Source organism: Endozoicomonas sp. GU-1 (assembly GCF_027366395.1).
Classification (GTDB): domain Bacteria; phylum Pseudomonadota; class Gammaproteobacteria; order Pseudomonadales; family Endozoicomonadaceae; genus Endozoicomonas.
Genome location: NZ_CP114771.1, coordinates 332,820 through 348,933, shown reverse-complemented (window position 1 = coordinate 348,933; position 16,114 = coordinate 332,820). Strand labels below are relative to the sequence as shown.

The following is a 16,114-nucleotide window of genomic DNA, read 5'->3' as shown; positions in this document are numbered from 1 at the left end:
ACCTAAAATACACCCCTGGTTATCATGACAAAAAGAGTAAATATCGGCACGGCAGCCGTCAGGCTATCAATTCGATCAAGCACACCACCGTGACCTGGCAGCAGGCTTCCACTGTCCTTAACGCCGCGGTGACGCTTCAAGACACTTTCCCAGAGGTCACCCAGAACGGAAACCAGAACAGTCAGTATGGTCAGAATCAACAACAACACTCCCTGAAAAAAGCTGATACTGGCGAATAACGTCACCAGACTTGAAATCAGCATTGAGACCAGTAGGCCGCCGACCAGTCCCTCCATCGTCTTTTTCGGGCTGACCCGCTCAATCAGTTTTGTTCTGCCAAAACGCTTGCCAGCAAAATAAGCACCGCAGTCTGCCCCCCAGACCATCACCAGAAGGGTAACAACCAACCAGGCAGAGTCTGGCATTTGTTTGAGTTCATAAAGACCAAGCCATGGCGGCACCAGAGTCAGCGCCCCCATCAATAATCTCAGGGGCTTATTCTCAAGCCAGCGCGCGCTCTTGGGATATTGCCCGACGAGAATAAAGGCGACCAGCCACCAGACAACAGCCAGACCAAGAATCAGAGAAGAAGGTAAAAAAAGTGTCAGAGCACAAAAAACACCAATAGCCAGCGTATAGAACAAACGTACAGATCGCTGTTCAAAACCGGCAAGGTTTGCCCATTCCCAAGCCGCTAACATAATAATCGCAGCAATAAAAAAGCCAAAACCGGTTAAAGGTAATAAAAAAACGCCTGCCAGCGCCACTGGCGCTAATATGACAGCAGTTATGATTCTTTCTTTCAGCACAGTGTTTCAGCCTCCACTTGCTCGCTGGTTTTGCCAAACCGTCGCTGCCGACGGGCGTAGCTCAGCAGGGCCTGCTGTAATTCATTACGGCCAAAATCCGGCCACAGGGTGTCGGTAAAATAAAACTCACTGTAAGCACATTGCCACAATAGAAAGTTACTGATTCGCTGTTCACCACTGGTACGAATCAATAGATCAGGGGCAGGCAAACCCGACGTACTGAGATGCTGTTCAATGGCAAACTCATCAATATTTTTAGCATCAAGCTCACCACGCGCCACTTTTTCAGCCAGTAGCCTCGCAGCAGAAGCGATATCCCACCTGCCACCATAGTTGGCAGCAATGACCAGGGTCACTGAATAATCATTGGCAGTGAGCGTTTCTACTTCTTGAATATATTTCTGAATTTCAGGACTGAATCGGGTAATGTCGCCAATGACCTTCAGCCGGATGCGATTTTTCTTCATCCGACGAGCCTCTCGCTTGAGAACTCCCAGGAACAGGCGCATCAGGCCATTGACTTCAATGACCGGCCGATTCCAGTTCTCGCTGCTGAACGCAAACAGCGTGAGCACTTCAACACCCTGTTCATCGCAGGCTTCAACCACTTCACGAACCCGGTTAACACCCGCGCGGTGTCCGGCGAGCCCGGGCAGGTGTTTCCGTTTGGCCCAGCGGTTGTTCCCATCAAGAATAATAGCCACATGGCGCGGCAGCCTCTCTGGCGGAACTCCCTGAATGCCGCTTTTTCCCTGTAACGATGTATTGGCCATGGATTAAGACGATCTGAAAATTGGCAGGTAAAAAAAAGTGTAACAGTAGAACCTTGCAGGAGCCCGCCGTAAAAAGCAAGCGCCCACAAAGTATCAAAAGACAACTGACGCCTGAAATATTGCCGTCATTACCAGCAGGATTCTGTCTGACGCCAGCCAGACAAGGGCAATAACTGCAATCCAGTACAGTCAGCCATTAGATCGCCATTAAATCTTCTTCCTTAACAGAAAGATTTTTATCAACTTCAGCAATAAACTGATCAGTCAGCTTCTGGACATCATCCTGACCACGACGCTCGTCGTCTTCACTGATCTCTTTTTCCTTTTCCAGCTCTTTAATATCAGCCAGAGCATCACGGCGGATATTGCGGATGGCAATGCGGGCATTCTCCGCATCCTGACGCGCCTGACGAATATAGCCCTTACGGGTCTCTTCGGTCAGCGGTGGCAGAGGAATACGAATAACTTCACCGGCAGTCGATGGGTTCAGCCCCAGGTCAGACTTCAGAATCGCCTTTTCAACATCAGGCACAATCTGTCTTTCCCAGACACGTACAGCCAGCGTACGACCGTCTTCAACAGAAATGTTAGCCATCTGGCTCAGCGGTGTTTCTGAGCCGTAGTAAGACACCTTAATGCCATCCAGAAGACTTGGATGGGCGCGACCGGTACGAATCTTGTTGAAGGCAACCGTCAACGATTCAATGGTTTTGCCCATACGCTCTTTGGCATCATCTTTAATCTCATTGATCATCATTAACCCCCGTTTACCAGTGTTCCTTCATTACCGCCAACCACAAGATTTAACAGAGCGCCGGATTTGTTCATATTAAACACCCGAACAGGCATCTGCTGGTCGCGCACCAGACAAATCGCCGTTAAATCCATAACGCCCAGCTTGCGAGCCAGGACATCATCATAGGTCAGCTGATCAAATTTAACCGCATCAGAATGCTTTACCGGATCTTTATCATAGACACCGTCAACCTTGGTGGCCTTGAGAACGATATCAACGCCCACCTCAATGCCTCTCAGACAGGCCGCAGAGTCAGTGGTAAAAAATGGATTTCCGGTACCAGCAGAAAAAATCACCACATCGCCAGAGTTGAGATACCGCACGGCACGACGATGATCATAATGCTCCACAACACCACTCATGGGAATGGCAGACATCACCCGGGTATTGATATTGGAGCGTTCCAGGGCATCACGCAGGGCAAGGGCATTCATCACGGTTGCCAGCATCCCCATGTGATCACCGGTGACCCGGTCCAGGCCTGCGGCACTCAGCGCAGCGCCACGGAAGAGGTTTCCACCGCCAATAACGATACCAACCTGTACACCGATCCCTACTAACTGACCGATTTCCAGGGCCATTCGATCCAGAACCCTGGGATCAATACCAAACTCACCTTCGCCCTGCAGAGCTTCACCGCTGAGCTTCAGCAGTATACGTTTGTATTTCGGTTGACTATCACTTGCCGGCATGTTCAGTTTCCGAGTCTGGTTGGCTAAATTACACACATCCCGCAAATGCGCTGCCATCGGGAGACCAGCCATGAAAGCGGCATTCGATGAACCGCCTGGCCGAAAATGATCTGTTCTGACCAATCAGCCAGCGAGTTGATGTGTTCTGACAGTTGACATTCTTGTCCATGAAACTTTCCCATGAAGAAAACCTGAAAATCAACCATCAGCTATAGATAAACATGAAAAGGCCAACCCAATGGGCTGGCCCAGGAGCCTGTCGGAATCAGGACTGTCCTCTGTGGCAACTGATCCTGCGTTGCCCCGGGAGGCTGTCCGACAGGCTTCTGGTTATTACAGTCCTGCCTGAGCGCGGACTTCAGCAGCAAAGTCCACTTCTTCTTTCTCGATACCTTCACCCACTTCGAAACGTACGAAGCTGGCTACAGTAGCGCCGGCTTTTTTGGCCAGTGCACCAACAGTGGTATCAGGATCTTTAACGAAAGGCTGTTCAACCAGGCTGCTTTCTGCCAGGAACTTGCTGATACGGCCTTCAATCATCTTCTCGATGATATTGGCTGGCTTGCCAGACTGCTCAGCCTGAGCCTGGAAGATCTCTTTCTCTTTCTCTACCAGTTCAGCCGGCATATCTTCCTTGTTAACCACTTGTGGGTTAACCGCCGCAACGTGCATGGCGATATCACGAGCCAGTTCAGTATCACCACCTTCCAGTTTGGTCAGAACAGCGATACGGTTGTTACCGTGAACGTATGAGCCAATCACGCCGCCTTCAACGATAGCGATACGACGAACGCCGATGTTTTCACCGATCTTCTGAACCAGCGCCTGACGGGCTTCTTCCAGCTCGCCGTCCATCAGCGCGTTAACGTCAGCTTCTTTACAGGCAAAAGCAGCGCCAACCACCTGCTGAACGAAGTTCAGGAAGTTATCATCACGGGCTACGAAGTCAGTTTCACTGTTGACTTCAACCAGTACACCAAAGCTGGCATCATCAGCCACCTTAACGGCGACAATACCTTCTGCTGCGATACGACCGGCTTTCTTGGCAGCTTTTGCCTGACCGGACTTACGCATTTCTTCGATTGCAACTTCGATGTCACCCTGTGCTTCAACCAGTGCTTTTTTGCACTCCATCATGCCCAGGCCAGTACGCTCACGCAGTTCTTTTACCAGTGCTGCACTAATAGCTGCCATGGTTGATTCCTCGCAAATTGACAGTCTTTTTTATGCCACCAGCAATAACAGCGGCATAAAAGAATAGTTATCTGTACATCGGAAAAAAGGGGGCAAAGCCCCCTTACTCTTTTCCAAAATCGGCAAGCAGCATCTGTTATTCATGCAGAGCAATCCAAAAGCCTGCACCCCAGTCATAAGACCAGCTTAATCAGATACTGCCTGGCACCAGGTCTTCGAAGCCTCAGGCTTCTTCAGAACCTTGCGCTTCTTCAGACTTGGGAGCTTCCTCAGCCTTTGGCGCTTCTTCGATTTCTACGAACTCGTCTTCAGCACCAGTGCTCGCACGGTTACGACCTTCCAGAATCACATCAGCAGCAGCCTTCAGGTACAGCTGGATAGCACGGATCGCATCATCGTTACCTGGAATGATGTAGTCCACACCTTCAGGGCTGGAGTTGGTATCCACGATACCAATAACCGGAATACCCAGCTTGTTGGCTTCCTGGATAGCGATGCGCTCATGCTCAACGTCGATAACGAACAGAGCGTCTGGCAGACTGCCCATATCCTTGATACCGCCCAGGCTGCGATCCAGTTTTTCCAGATCACGGCTGCGCATCAGCGCTTCTTTCTTGGTCAGTTTTTCAAAAGTACCGTCGTCACGCTGGCTTTCAAGATCACGCAGACGCTTGATGGACTGGCGAATGGTCTTGTAGTTGGTCAGCATACCGCCCAACCAGCGGTGATCAACGTAAGGCATGCCACAGCGAGCAGCTTCTTCACGAATGATCTTGCCAGCAGCACGCTTGGTACCAACAAACATGACCTTGTTCTTGCCTTCAGCCAGCTTGCCGATGAACTGCAGAGCGCCATTAAAGGCAGGCAGGGTGTGCTCAAGGTTAATGATATGAATGCGGTTGCGTGCACCAAAGATGAACTTGTTCATCTTCGGGTTCCAGTAGCGGGTCTGGTGACCGAAATGCACGCCGGCCTTGAGCATGTCACGCATAGTGACTTGAGTCATGGGAATCTCCTGATTCAGGGTTATGCCTCCAAACACCCCATGTGTTCGACCAGATCATCATCCGTTTGAAGGATTAAAAACTGGCACCCGGAACCATGTGTCGGTGAATGTGAGATCTTTTATCAACGTTAAGTTTAATGAAGTCCATGCTGCCCAGTCGTGAGACTAACCGCCATGTACCCCATTTTGAAATCGCATCTCGAAATCAAGTGGCGCTTTATACCATACCCGGACAATTTTCGAAACTTTTTCTGCCATCAGCCAAAACGCTGGTTATCTTCTTCCACCGCATCATAAAGTCGCTCCAATATATCCGGAACAGCAGACATAACCCGGTTCCAACTGGGAATAAAGGGACGCTCCATGGGGTTTTCCAGAAAATGCTGACCCGCTTCCATGATATTCCTGGCAAACAACTCAACAGCCCGCTCTTCACTGTCACGATCCACATGCAAGCCATTGATCATGGCATCATCATAGTAGGATTCAATAAAGTCCAGGGCCACCCGGTAGTAGGTTGCCTTGATGGTCCTGAAAGTCTCGGTATTAAATTGAACACCATTGGTGGCCAGTTTGCGGAAAATCGCCTTGATGATGTCATGACTCATTTTCGACAGCCCGCGACTGACATCCCCTTCAGACAGCGGCTGATGCTTATGATCATAAATATCCGCAATATCCACCTGACAGAGCCGCTTACTGGAGTAATTGCGCTTAACCTCCGACAATACGCCGATCTCCAGCCCCCAGTCACTGGGAATCCGGATATCGTTAAAGACACTGGTCCTCATGGAGAATTCACCCGCCAGTGGATACCGAAAGCTGTCCAGATATTCGAGATACTCCATCGGCCCGAGGATCTTTTTCAGCGCCCGCAAAAGGGGCGTAACCAGCAAACGACTGACCCGACCATTTAACTTATTGTCAGCGATTCGCGCATAGTAGCCTTTGCAGAAGTCATAGCTAAAGGCGGGATTAGCAACCGGATAGAGCAGCCTGGCCAGCAGATCCCGCTGATAGGTCACAATATCGCAGTCATGGAGCGCCACAGCTTCTGACTTTGCCGATGCCAGCACATAACCGTAGCAATACCAGACATTCCTTCCTTTCCCTGGCTCTTTCGGGGCCAGCCCCTTTTCAGCCAGCAGGGCATCAATTGCCTGCAACTTCGGTCCATCCTGCCAGAGAATACGGTGATGCTGATCCAGCCGTCGAAAAAAATCCCTGGCATAGGCAAACTGCTCCTGATCAGCACGATCAAGGCCAATCACTATTTCAGAGAGATAGCGCACCTGGCTCAGCTCTTCGACAATATGGCCCAGGGCAGGCCCTTCCAATTCTGAAAACAATGAAGGCAAGACCAGTGACATGGGACGCTGGCGGGAAAATGCCAGCAGGTCACGCTCCATATCCTCGGTTGACCGAACTCTCAGATTGTGAAAATTGGTAATTATGCCATTCTGATAAAAGTCACCCATTCCCTACCCTTTTCTACTCTTGAAAGTGAGTTTATGACTTGCCAAACAAGTCGAGTATGGCCTGATTCCAACCCTCAGGGCCGACGCTGCGGGTTTTGACAACATTCACTAAATGATTCACATCCGGTGCCCGGCCATGCTCCGAACGGATAAGCACCGGATAATCCGCCGCCTCCAGCATCGGCAAGTCGTTCATCCCATCCCCAAGCGCACAGGTTTGCCAGGTCTCTTCCGGATATTCCTGCTGATACCTTTGCAGTAATGCCTGCAAAGCCAGCCCTTTACTCCCTTTCCCGGAAACATGATAAAAACGTCCTCCTCTCGTCAGATAAAGCCCTTGCGACTCAAGCAACCTGACAAACTCCCGCAATTGCGCATCACCATCACGCCAGATCACCGGTTCACTGGCCTTTCGGGTCATGGCTTTACCCGCTTCATCGATTGATAACCCGGTAACTTCTGCCACCTGATCCCCGGTCAGGTCACCAAAGCCGGTAAACCTGAAACCCTGTTTAAGCCGGATATTGGATAAAATTCGCCGTATGCTGCGATAAGGCTGACCATGACAAAGGTGGGTACGCCCACAGAAATCCCGAAAATAATCCGCCGGGATCGTCGTCACCATGCCATTTTCACTGATAAATGGCTGATCAATTCCCATCTGTCGCTGAATAACCAGCACCTCTTCCAGCGTTTTACTGGTGTTAAAAATGACCGGTATTTCACGCTCAACCAGCAATTCCAGGGCAGGTTGAGCGGCTGCCCAGCCATAGTCATGATGATCCAGAAGGGAGCCATCAAGATCGGTAAAAACCAGCATCCTCGGCGTTGTCGCTGCCATCAAAAAACCATCCGCTCAGCCAAAACGTTGTTGATAAATGGCATTGGTGGCCTCGACAAAACCCCCCATACTGCCACAGTCAAATCGCCTGCCCTGAAATTTACAGGCAATCACACAACCACTTCTGGCCTGAGACAAAATGGCATCGGTCAGTTGTACCTCACCGTTTTTTCCCGCCTCGGTGTTGGCAATAATGTCAAAGATATCGGGGGTCAGAACGTAACGGCCAATCACCGCAAGATTGCTGGGAGCCTCTGAGGGCGCAGGCTTTTCCACCATATCCGTTACCCGAATCAAATGCTCATCCAGAGCCTCCCCGGCAATGACTCCATACTTTTCGGTTTCTGCCGCGGGCACTTCCTGTACCGCAAGAATCGTACATCGGAACTGCTTATAGAGATTGACCAGCTGAGCCATCACCGATGACCCCTTATCATTGACACAAAGGTCATCCGCCAGAATGACACCGAAGGGCTGATCACCTATTAATGTCTGACCACAGGCAATGGCATGCCCCAACCCCAGCATCTGATTCTGCCGGGTATATGAGAAGGTACAGGCAGACATCACATCCCGGATCGACGACAGCTTCTCCTCCTTGCCACTACCGGCAATCTCCGCCTCCAGTTCATAGTTAATATCAAAGTGATCCGGTATCGCCCGCTTATTCCTGCCATTAACAAAACCGAGATCCGTTAATCCTGCTTCCATCGCCTCCTCTACCCCGTATTGAATCAGCGGCTTATCAACAATGGGCAGCATTTCCTTGGGCATGGATTTGGTGGCTGGCAAAAAACGTGTGCCATAACCGGCAACAGGAAAGAGGCATTTTGTAATCATTCAATAACTCCGTTTATCACTTGATCTTGAATGCGTTAATACAATGCAGTTCCCATGCCAATGTTACAAGGCACAACTCATGTCAAGAAGGTAAAGAGTGTGAATCAGAGCATTATTGCTGTTTCAGGAGAGGTATTTTGCAATAGCAGGTTCCGGTTTGCTTCTTCCGAAGCTTTCTTTATAGTCGACCCAATCGTTGGGTGAAACCCGCTCTTATTTATGACTTCTGCTTGATAGATCGAATGAATATACCCATTTCCCTTTTGGGGTCACAGGGTGAGTAGATCTACAGATTATCAACATACCTTTCTGGAGGCTGTCTTCATTGCGAAAAAAGAACAGCGGAGAGTAGCTGGTACGGGCATTTGCCTTTTTCAGTCGTTTCATCACCCTCTTATGCGATAAATCCACCACGTCAGCTGATCCGGCTGAAATGAATAAATCACCGTTAAGCAGACCGGAATATTCGCCCCACTTGTGTTGATCTTTTCTTAAATGATCGATCCAGGGATATTTGTACATGCTGACCAGTATTTTCACACTTTCGATGACTTCAGATATTTTACAGATTTTGATATCTACACAATTAACTGTGTCATAGAATTGAGTCAGATTATGGCTTGATTGCTCTGCCTCATCTCGGCTATTGACCTCCTGAAATTTCAACAGCGGGTATTGAGTGATCACCTCCAAGATAAATCTTTTAAGAAAGTCTTTATGACTTTCGTCCAGTGCTCGTGTAATACATGGCGGCTCTCCATTGGTGGCGGCTCCAGGGTATTCGGATATCAGACGCTCATACAATGCTTTAACACTCTGCTTCTCTGCTTTGCGACCATGGTGAAGTTTGATAAAACTCAGTTTTTCCATGACCAGACTTACCAGGCCTGACTTACTGAGAACGGCTTGAGCATCAGCTGGAGTGCCGGGTTTAAGGGCATTATCAAGTGGTAATGAACCTGCTGGTGAGACGTTCATTTTTTCTTCCTGTTATCGGGGTGCACAATACACAAAAGTTAAGGGCTGCCATCATGGTTATTAAATGGCGCATATTGCAAAAATTGCCATGTGTAATTTTTGACCATTATGGCAAAAAATAGTTCAATGCCTTAAAGTGATATATCGCAAAATTTTTTAGATAATGGCGTATATCACTACCATATACCCGCAAAGATGGTCGAATAATATGCCAACGTTACATGGCACAACTCATGCTCCTGGTATTAAGAACGTGAATCAAAACTCCATAACGCTGCTATTTCAGGAGAGGCATTTTGCCAAGCTATCCCCCTATCTTTGCGTCATTTCATCAATCGCTATCCAGGCTTCTTCACATCCCTTATGGCGATCAATCGGATGACCTCGCCAGTATTATCGTCCGCCGGGTTGAGCACTTTCTGCACAACCATGAACCGAAAAGTTTTGACGCCTGGTCAGAGCAGGATATCTATCTGATCACTTATGGCGACAGCCTCACAGAGCACGGGAAACCACCACTGAAAGTACTCAGTGAATTCCTTGGCAGGCACATCCGGCAGCTGATTTCCACCGTGCATATACTGCCCTATTTTCCCTACAGTTCTGATGATGGATTCTCCATCATTGATTATCTGCAGGTTAACCCTGCTCTTGGTGACTGGAATAACGTCAGGGCCATCGCTGAGCGCTATCGGTTAATGACCGACCTGGTTATCAACCACGTATCCCGGGAAAGCCTGTGGTTTGCGGATTTTGTCAGCGGCATCCAGCCTGGGCGGGACTACTTTATTGAGGAAGATCCATCCACAGATCTAACCATGGTCACCCGCCCCAGAAACTCCCCCCTGCTGGTTCCCACCCAGACACGCCGGGGAACCCGCCACGTCTGGGCCACCTTCAGTGAGGACCAGATCGACCTTAACTTCAAAAACCCGGATGTACTGATAAACATGGTCGATATTGTGCTTTTCTACCTTGCCCGGGGCACCAGCGTAGTGCGTCTTGATGCCATAGCTTTCCTATGGAAGAAGCTCAATACAGCCTGCGTACATCTGCCGGAAACCCACGCCATGGTAAAAGTAATGCGACTGATTATTGAACAGGTCCGCCCCGGTGCATTACTGATAACCGAAACCAATGTACCTGACCCGGAAAACTTCAGCTATTTCGCCCGGGGTGATGAGGCGCATCTGGTATACCAGTTTGCACTGCCGCCACTGATACTCCATGCACTGAACCGGGGCACAGAAAAATACCTGACGCACTGGGCAAGGGCATTACCGGAGTACCCTGAGGGTTGTACAACACTGAATTTCACCGCCTCCCATGATGGCATTGGGCTGCGACCGCTTGAAGGGCTCGTTCCCGACAGTGAAGTCGCCGAACTGGTGGACAGCATGCACCGTTTTGGCGGGTTCGTCAGCATGCGCACACTACAGGATCAAAGCGAAAAACCTTATGAGATCAATATCTCTCTATTTGACGCCATGAAAGGCACACGCCGTGGCGAGGATCACTGGCAGGCACAACGCTTTCTCTGCTCACAAATCATTATGCTCGGCATGAAAGGTATTCCGGCCATCTATATTCATAGCCTGCTGGCGACTCCGAACGATATTGTCGGCGTTGAACGATCTGGCCGCACCCGATCCATCAATCGCCGTAAATGGGATATTGAAGAGCTGCGCACAGAACTGGAAAACCCCGTCTCAATGCAGAGCATGGTCTTTAAAACCCTGAAAACCATTATTGGAATCCGCCGAAAAGAGCGCTGTTTTCACCCAGACTGCCCTCAGCAAATCATTGATATCGCACCGGGCATTCTGGCCTTTTCCAGGACTGAGCCCAAAACGGGTAGAAGCCTGGTTGCCATTCATAATCTGACAGCAACTCATTTGGACATAAATGCAAAAAAATACCAAGGCCGTCTTGACCTGCTTAGCGGCAAGACCTTTACCTCTGAACATTTAAAGCCCTATCAAACTCTATGGCTGGTTTCAGGCACCCGGTGATCTCCTGGATCGTTCGGCACAGTGAGCGCAATATCTGGTCATCTCGCCCGGCAAGCCCGGGCACGTCAGTTTCCTGGCAATGCAGCATATGACTCAACTTCAGAAGAGGCTAAAGCCCCTGATAAACCAGTAGTTAATAAGCCAAGGATATCAGACTCTACTTGACCTATCAGTGGAGTTCAGATCAGAAATTTTAACCCGGGTGTTGAAGACCTCTGATTGACTCGATGCCACACTGATTGATCTGCTTGCCAGAGAGTATTCCTGTATTGTGCGGCGACGTTCATCGAGTAAGAAAATAATACTCCCTGCTAAAAAGCCCATGATGGCCCCCATGATTGGCTGCGGAGTATCGTCCATGTACGTTGATATGACCCCATCCCGTTTCCAAAGGTAATTACTCAGTGACTCACCACCTATCCCCAGGGCTACACCAGCGGAGATAATGGTTAGCCCCCGCCAGACAGTTTTTGCCTTCTCTGTTCGGTACCAGGGAGTAGCAGTTTGGCGTTCATTGCCAGAACCACTTGCATCGCTTGCTCCCTCTGATGTGCCGGAAATATCAATTTGTACACTGCCAGTGCGGGAAATATGGGTTACGGGGTTCATAATGAACTCTCAAAAATTAACGAGCTACAGCAGGCGGACCGTCAGTGTTTACTTCCCAACTCAACGGGACGCAGATCACCAGAGATTTCATCCTTGGCAGTGATGACATTTGGCTGACCTGGTACCACGCTGATCGATCTGTTCTCAATACAAGTATTAATTGCAATATACGCCTCGGTTAAACAGGCCTGGTAAGTCCCTTGAACAAAACCCAGGACTGCTCCTCCCAAGAATGGCTGCGATATATTGAACGGGTACAATGGCAAATGCCCATCCCGTTCATCTGCGAAGTAACTACTCAGTGCCTCACTGCATGCATACAATGCTGTATTCACGGAAACAATGAACAGCCCCCGCCAGAGGGGCTTTGTTGCTATGGTTCTGAAAAAGGCAGTAGCAAGGCTTTCATTGCCAGAGCCACCTACATCGTTTTCCCCCTCTGGACTGACAGTAATAACAGCTTGAGGGTCACGTGTAATAATTTGACCGGCTCCAGTATTGATCATAATGAGCTCTCCAATAGTTATAAGTTTTTAATATATGGGATCAATTTACAATTGATTGAACCTTAGACTTTGGGCAATTGAATAAGTTCATCAATAATCATGAGCAAACAATAAAATCGCACCATCTAAATTTGGACAACACCTGAATAACTCTTTAACAAAAAAAAATCACTGCCAAAAAAAACGGAACTATATTCTTTCACCATGGTCAATATACCAGTTGAATAATTTTTAACTTTTCAGAGCTTTTAAAATGAACAGAGCTACTGGCAGCATAATATGCTGCGCAATATGTTTTGCTTTTACGTCTTTCGACACTGTTTCGGCAAGCAGTTCCTCACGGAGTGACCCGACCCGGTTGGAGCAATACCATGGGCAACAGGTATCTCCAGGTCACTATTACGAACAGGCTCCAGGATCTGACGCTGATGCAGTATTCCCACCGGTTATCAGTGTCACTCCGGAAAACAGTGACGAATTAACCATCAACCTTGCCAACAAAACAGAAATCGAGAAGCAGTACATACAGGCCTTTTATTTGAGAGGTGAGCGTGATGGTGACATCCTGCTGAAAACCATTAACGATCTTGGCCGCAGCCTCAGAGACCTAACCACCGTTGCCACAGAGCTGCAGAAAATTTCTGACGAGAGCATCCTTCAACCAATACCCGTCAGGGAATTTCTTGACCATGTGAGAACCTTCACACAGGAATCAAACCTGTTCCTTCAAGACGTTAACAACCTGGAACATTTCCCCACCCTCAGACCAGACATAACTGCAGATCCCGACAGTGAGGTTGATATGCTCCCGCTGGTTCATCAATACCAGTCAACCTTGCGCAGGCTTGATACCCAAATGAGCCAGCTTCATTTCAATATCATCCTGCCCAATGGCGTCCTTCATCAGCAGCTCGGCATCAGTAGCGACCAGCTCAAGTCGATGTCACTGTATACTGCAGAGCAGATCGCTGATATGAAACGTAATGCGTTGCAGCTACGGGCCATGCGAACCCAGGATAAGCGAGTCATTGATGAAGGGATCAACCGTTTTACCAAAGATGCCATTGAAACCTTTATAGATACCTTCGGTACGTCAGAGAGATACAGAACCATTTCCGACCGGGAAGGCAGCAAAAGAGCCAAAGATATGCTGATCGATGCATTCTGGGCTAGATCTTACATTCGTGCCACCTATGGAATTCAAATTGGGTGCATCCCGGTTGAATATGACAAGCGTATTTTCAATCTGGATTATTACCTGAACGATATGACCGTTGGTGCTGCACCCATTTATGATCAGAATAAGCTCATGCGTTACGCCAATCTCGCTCAGGAAGCAATGTTAACCATTGAAAATTCCGCCAGCAAAAAGTGGTTATCTGTCAGTTCATGGGTTACCTGGTTGGGCGGTAAATCCAATGAGATGGATACCAAATATTTCATTATCGCCCTGATTAAAAAAGATATTGATGAAGAACTGGCCATCAGCCGCTCAGGCGGCCTCAGAAAGGTTCGAGATGGATATCGTCAGCACTACCTCAGTTCAGACATGGCAAGAGCCCTCTACCAGGCAAAAGCAAAGCAGGTTTTCAGCTCATCAGAAGATGACGATGATATTGAGAGCGACGTCATGATGGTTGAGGCTGGCACACTCAAAGGAGCTGTTGCCATGTGCATCAACGCCCTGGAAAACCAGGAAAACCGTCTCGATGAAGCCAGAAAGCTGCAAAGCGTGGTTGATATGCTGACCAGGGACAACGTCTTTGCTGATCGCAGAAAAAGACGACAGCTCTTTTAAACATCAATACAAAGCAATGAGTATCTGTGACGAGATACTCATTTTCAAAATAAATTCACTAAATGTTTTTGCAGGTTGATGTGATGGCTATCAAAAAGCAACTTGTGTATGTGGCTTTGCTGCTCATACTTTTATTTTCCAAGCCATACACCTCTTATGCCGTGCCTTTTCTTATTAATAACCATTGCCTGCAAGTGTCTGCTCCGAGGATAACAGCAAGCCAGTCATGCCCCGGACACGTTATCCCTGCCCATCAAACCCGCAACCTCCACTCTGAAGAGTTAAGATGTTCGGCCAACCACTATACCCATGTTCGCTTACCGGAATCCTTTGACGAAGAAGCATGGCAGGACTTGAAAAATATCAGCCGCCACGATGCGGCAGATATTTTGCGGCAACAGCCGTCACCAGCCTGGAAAGGTGTTATTAACTACCGCACATACCTTCACTGGAATTGGCAGGAGTGCCAGCTGGTCACCGATGCACATCACTGTGGTTCTTACCATGTATGTGAAAAGACATACCTGCCCACCTCGGACGGTGGCATGAAACAAGTCGAACATTGCCATTGGAAGGCAAAAACCTGTTACGCCGATATCACTATGCACGAAAGCCGGTATTGTCAGGATGGTGAGGGAAAAATGGTCTTTGACGTTGAGTTTCTGAAAAAAGACAAAGCCCGCTGGAGCCCTGATTCCCCCGGCTTTATTGACCGTCTTGCCAATGGCTATGATCTGCTACCGGGTGAAGAGGAAGTGGTCACTGTCAGCAATCTGAAAAACATCGCGCGTACCTCACAATCTGCCAGATTAGCGCCAACCCTGTTTATTGAAGACCCTAAAAACGAGTACATCTTCAACGAGCATATCCACAACCCGCAACCGGATAGCCTTTCCTGTCGCTTCAAGGGTGAAGACGAAGTCAGCTTTACCGTAACCACACGAAAAAGAATTGCTTCAGACTCTCCCAACGCTTTTTCGCTTCCCAAAACTTTTGACAACGAGCACATTGACCCACTGGTATGGCAGTCTGCCCCTGGCCTGGATGGCTCAAGGCAAGAGAAAGGCTACCCATTCATCATGAGGGCCCAGGACTTCTCTGCCGCAGCACTCAACGAGGTATCAGAAGATGTCACTGAAAAGCTGAAAAATATCATCGTCAGAGTCCAGCTCTATGAACCCTCCATATTTGGCGACAGACTGAAGTCCACTATCTATATCGATGAAGCAAAAGGTATTCAGCAAACATTGAACGCCATTTCCAACGACCAGAAAATTCGAAGGTCCACGCTTTGGGAGTTCAAACTGAAAAATGGTGATAACCCTGACAAAAATATTTACCGGAGTTATGTGCCCACACTGTTCTACTACCCCGGAAAAATTTTCCTGTCCAACGAGGCCCTCAGTTACGACGACCAGCTGGCTCCGAACACAATATACACACTGAAGTTAACGGTTTATCAGAAAAACCTGCCTTTCTACCATCAGTCCTGCGAATCCGATCCTGACGCCTGGGATTGCCAGTGGTATACCTTGTGGGGACTCTTCAGTTCCAAGCGCTATGAAGATAATTATTTTTCAAAGAAAAGCCTTGATGTCAGGTTCAGATCAAACCCCAAAGTAGACCAGAGAACCTGGCTATCTTCCTTCTGGCACCTGGTCAGATATGCCCAAATTGCAGTACCGTTAGGGGCTGTGGCTTTATCGGCATCTTACCTGCTTTAGGACTTAAACGCAGAAGTCACCCCTCGTTTTGAGCAACAGCTGACGTATATCATATTGT

15 protein-coding genes are annotated in these 16,114 nt (G+C 48.7%); 3 read left to right on the top strand and 12 right to left on the bottom strand.

The window, feature by feature from the left end; genetic code table 11:
* Positions 1 to 2: 2 nt before the first annotated feature.
* The 10 genes from O3276_RS01665 to O3276_RS01620 all read right to left on the bottom strand — a co-directional run bounded on the left by O3276_RS01665 (position 3) and on the right by O3276_RS01620 (position 9,407).
* The gene (locus O3276_RS01665; protein ID WP_269674072.1) at positions 3 to 809 is read right to left on the bottom strand and encodes a phosphatidate cytidylyltransferase; all 807 of its coding nucleotides are present in this window, start codon (positions 807 to 809) and stop codon (positions 3 to 5) included.
* Positions 803 to 1,582, bottom strand: coding sequence for a polyprenyl diphosphate synthase (gene uppS / locus O3276_RS01660; RefSeq protein WP_269674071.1), 780 nt, complete (start codon positions 1,580 to 1,582; stop codon positions 803 to 805). The genes O3276_RS01665 and uppS overlap by 7 nt, the downstream gene beginning before the upstream one ends.
* 196 nt (positions 1,583 to 1,778) lie before the next feature.
* A complete protein-coding gene (gene frr / locus O3276_RS01655) occupies positions 1,779 to 2,336 on the bottom strand; it encodes a ribosome recycling factor (RefSeq protein WP_209200164.1) in 558 nt (185 codons plus the stop codon).
* A 2-nt stretch (positions 2,337 to 2,338) separates the two neighbouring features.
* The gene (pyrH, locus tag O3276_RS01650; protein ID WP_209200162.1) at positions 2,339 to 3,070 is read right to left on the bottom strand and encodes a UMP kinase; all 732 of its coding nucleotides are present in this window, start codon (positions 3,068 to 3,070) and stop codon (positions 2,339 to 2,341) included.
* Positions 3,071 to 3,403: 333 nt separating this feature from the next.
* Positions 3,404 to 4,264 carry a translation elongation factor Ts gene (gene tsf / locus O3276_RS01645; protein ID WP_269674070.1) on the bottom strand — a complete coding sequence of 287 codons (861 nt, stop codon included), beginning with the start codon at positions 4,262 to 4,264 and terminating at the stop codon, positions 3,404 to 3,406.
* A 223-nt stretch (positions 4,265 to 4,487) separates the two neighbouring features.
* Complete coding sequence (gene rpsB, locus O3276_RS01640; protein ID WP_269674069.1) at positions 4,488 to 5,270, bottom strand: 30S ribosomal protein S2; 783 nt, start codon at positions 5,268 to 5,270, stop codon at positions 4,488 to 4,490.
* A gap of 257 nt (positions 5,271 to 5,527) precedes the next feature.
* Positions 5,528 to 6,748: a glycosyltransferase family protein gene (locus O3276_RS01635; protein WP_269674068.1), complete on the bottom strand. Its 1,221-nt coding sequence runs from the start codon at positions 6,746 to 6,748 to the stop codon at positions 5,528 to 5,530.
* Positions 6,749 to 6,779: 31 nt separating this feature from the next.
* Positions 6,780 to 7,589: an HAD-IIB family hydrolase gene (locus tag O3276_RS01630; RefSeq protein ID WP_269674067.1), complete on the bottom strand. Its 810-nt coding sequence runs from the start codon at positions 7,587 to 7,589 to the stop codon at positions 6,780 to 6,782.
* Between the two features lie 15 nt (positions 7,590 to 7,604).
* Positions 7,605 to 8,429: a UTP--glucose-1-phosphate uridylyltransferase GalU gene (gene galU, locus O3276_RS01625; RefSeq protein WP_269674066.1), complete on the bottom strand. Its 825-nt coding sequence runs from the start codon at positions 8,427 to 8,429 to the stop codon at positions 7,605 to 7,607.
* 213 nt (positions 8,430 to 8,642) lie between these two features.
* Positions 8,643 to 9,407, bottom strand: coding sequence for a hypothetical protein (locus O3276_RS01620; RefSeq protein WP_269674065.1), 765 nt, complete (start codon positions 9,405 to 9,407; stop codon positions 8,643 to 8,645).
* Between the two features lie 296 nt (positions 9,408 to 9,703).
* Here O3276_RS01620 and O3276_RS01615 point away from each other — a divergent pair, with 296 nt between their 5' ends.
* A complete protein-coding gene (locus O3276_RS01615; RefSeq protein ID WP_269674064.1) occupies positions 9,704 to 11,419 on the top strand; it encodes a sugar phosphorylase in 1,716 nt (571 codons plus the stop codon).
* Between the two features lie 150 nt (positions 11,420 to 11,569).
* Here the strand turns inward: O3276_RS01615 and O3276_RS01610 are convergent, their stop codons facing one another.
* Both O3276_RS01610 and O3276_RS01605 read right to left on the bottom strand, forming a co-directional pair.
* On the bottom strand, positions 11,570 to 12,028 hold the full coding sequence (locus O3276_RS01610; protein ID WP_269674063.1) for a hypothetical protein: 459 nt from the start codon (positions 12,026 to 12,028) through the stop codon (positions 11,570 to 11,572).
* 41 nt (positions 12,029 to 12,069) lie between these two features.
* Complete coding sequence (locus O3276_RS01605; RefSeq protein WP_269674062.1) at positions 12,070 to 12,534, bottom strand: hypothetical protein; 465 nt, start codon at positions 12,532 to 12,534, stop codon at positions 12,070 to 12,072.
* Positions 12,535 to 12,787: 253 nt separating this feature from the next.
* Between O3276_RS01605 and O3276_RS01600 the strand changes: the two genes are divergently transcribed.
* Positions 12,788 to 14,332 (top strand): hypothetical protein, encoded by a 1,545-nt coding sequence (locus tag O3276_RS01600; protein WP_269674061.1) that lies wholly within the window; start codon positions 12,788 to 12,790, stop codon positions 14,330 to 14,332.
* 83 nt (positions 14,333 to 14,415) lie between these two features.
* Positions 14,416 to 16,056, top strand: a complete 1,641-nt coding sequence (locus tag O3276_RS01595; RefSeq protein ID WP_269674060.1) for a hypothetical protein — start codon at positions 14,416 to 14,418, stop codon at positions 16,054 to 16,056.
* The last annotated feature ends 58 nt before the right edge of the window (positions 16,057 to 16,114 follow it).

Bases quoted from the DNA above. Each gene is read 5' to 3' on its own strand.
- uppS (WP_269674071.1), bottom strand. From the start codon at position 1,582: ATGGCCAATACATCGTTACAGGGAAAAAGCGGCATTCAGGGAGTTCCG.
- frr (WP_209200164.1), bottom strand. From the start codon at position 2,336: ATGATCAATGAGATTAAAGATGATGCCAAAGAGCGTATGGGCAAAACC.
- pyrH (WP_209200162.1), bottom strand. From the start codon at position 3,070: ATGCCGGCAAGTGATAGTCAACCGAAATACAAACGTATACTGCTGAAG.
- tsf (WP_269674070.1), bottom strand. From the start codon at position 4,264: ATGGCAGCTATTAGTGCAGCACTGGTAAAAGAACTGCGTGAGCGTACT.
- rpsB (WP_269674069.1), bottom strand. From the start codon at position 5,270: ATGACTCAAGTCACTATGCGTGACATGCTCAAGGCCGGCGTGCATTTC.
- O3276_RS01635 (WP_269674068.1), bottom strand. From the start codon at position 6,748: ATGGGTGACTTTTATCAGAATGGCATAATTACCAATTTTCACAATCTG.
- O3276_RS01630 (WP_269674067.1), bottom strand. From the start codon at position 7,589: ATGGCAGCGACAACGCCGAGGATGCTGGTTTTTACCGATCTTGATGGC.
- galU (WP_269674066.1), bottom strand. From the start codon at position 8,429: ATGATTACAAAATGCCTCTTTCCTGTTGCCGGTTATGGCACACGTTTT.
- O3276_RS01620 (WP_269674065.1), bottom strand. From the start codon at position 9,407: ATGAACGTCTCACCAGCAGGTTCATTACCACTTGATAATGCCCTTAAA.
- O3276_RS01610 (WP_269674063.1), bottom strand. From the start codon at position 12,028: ATGAACCCCGTAACCCATATTTCCCGCACTGGCAGTGTACAAATTGAT.
- O3276_RS01605 (WP_269674062.1), bottom strand. From the start codon at position 12,534: ATGATCAATACTGGAGCCGGTCAAATTATTACACGTGACCCTCAAGCT.
- O3276_RS01600 (WP_269674061.1), top strand. From the start codon at position 12,788: ATGAACAGAGCTACTGGCAGCATAATATGCTGCGCAATATGTTTTGCT.
- O3276_RS01595 (WP_269674060.1), top strand. From the start codon at position 14,416: ATGGCTATCAAAAAGCAACTTGTGTATGTGGCTTTGCTGCTCATACTT.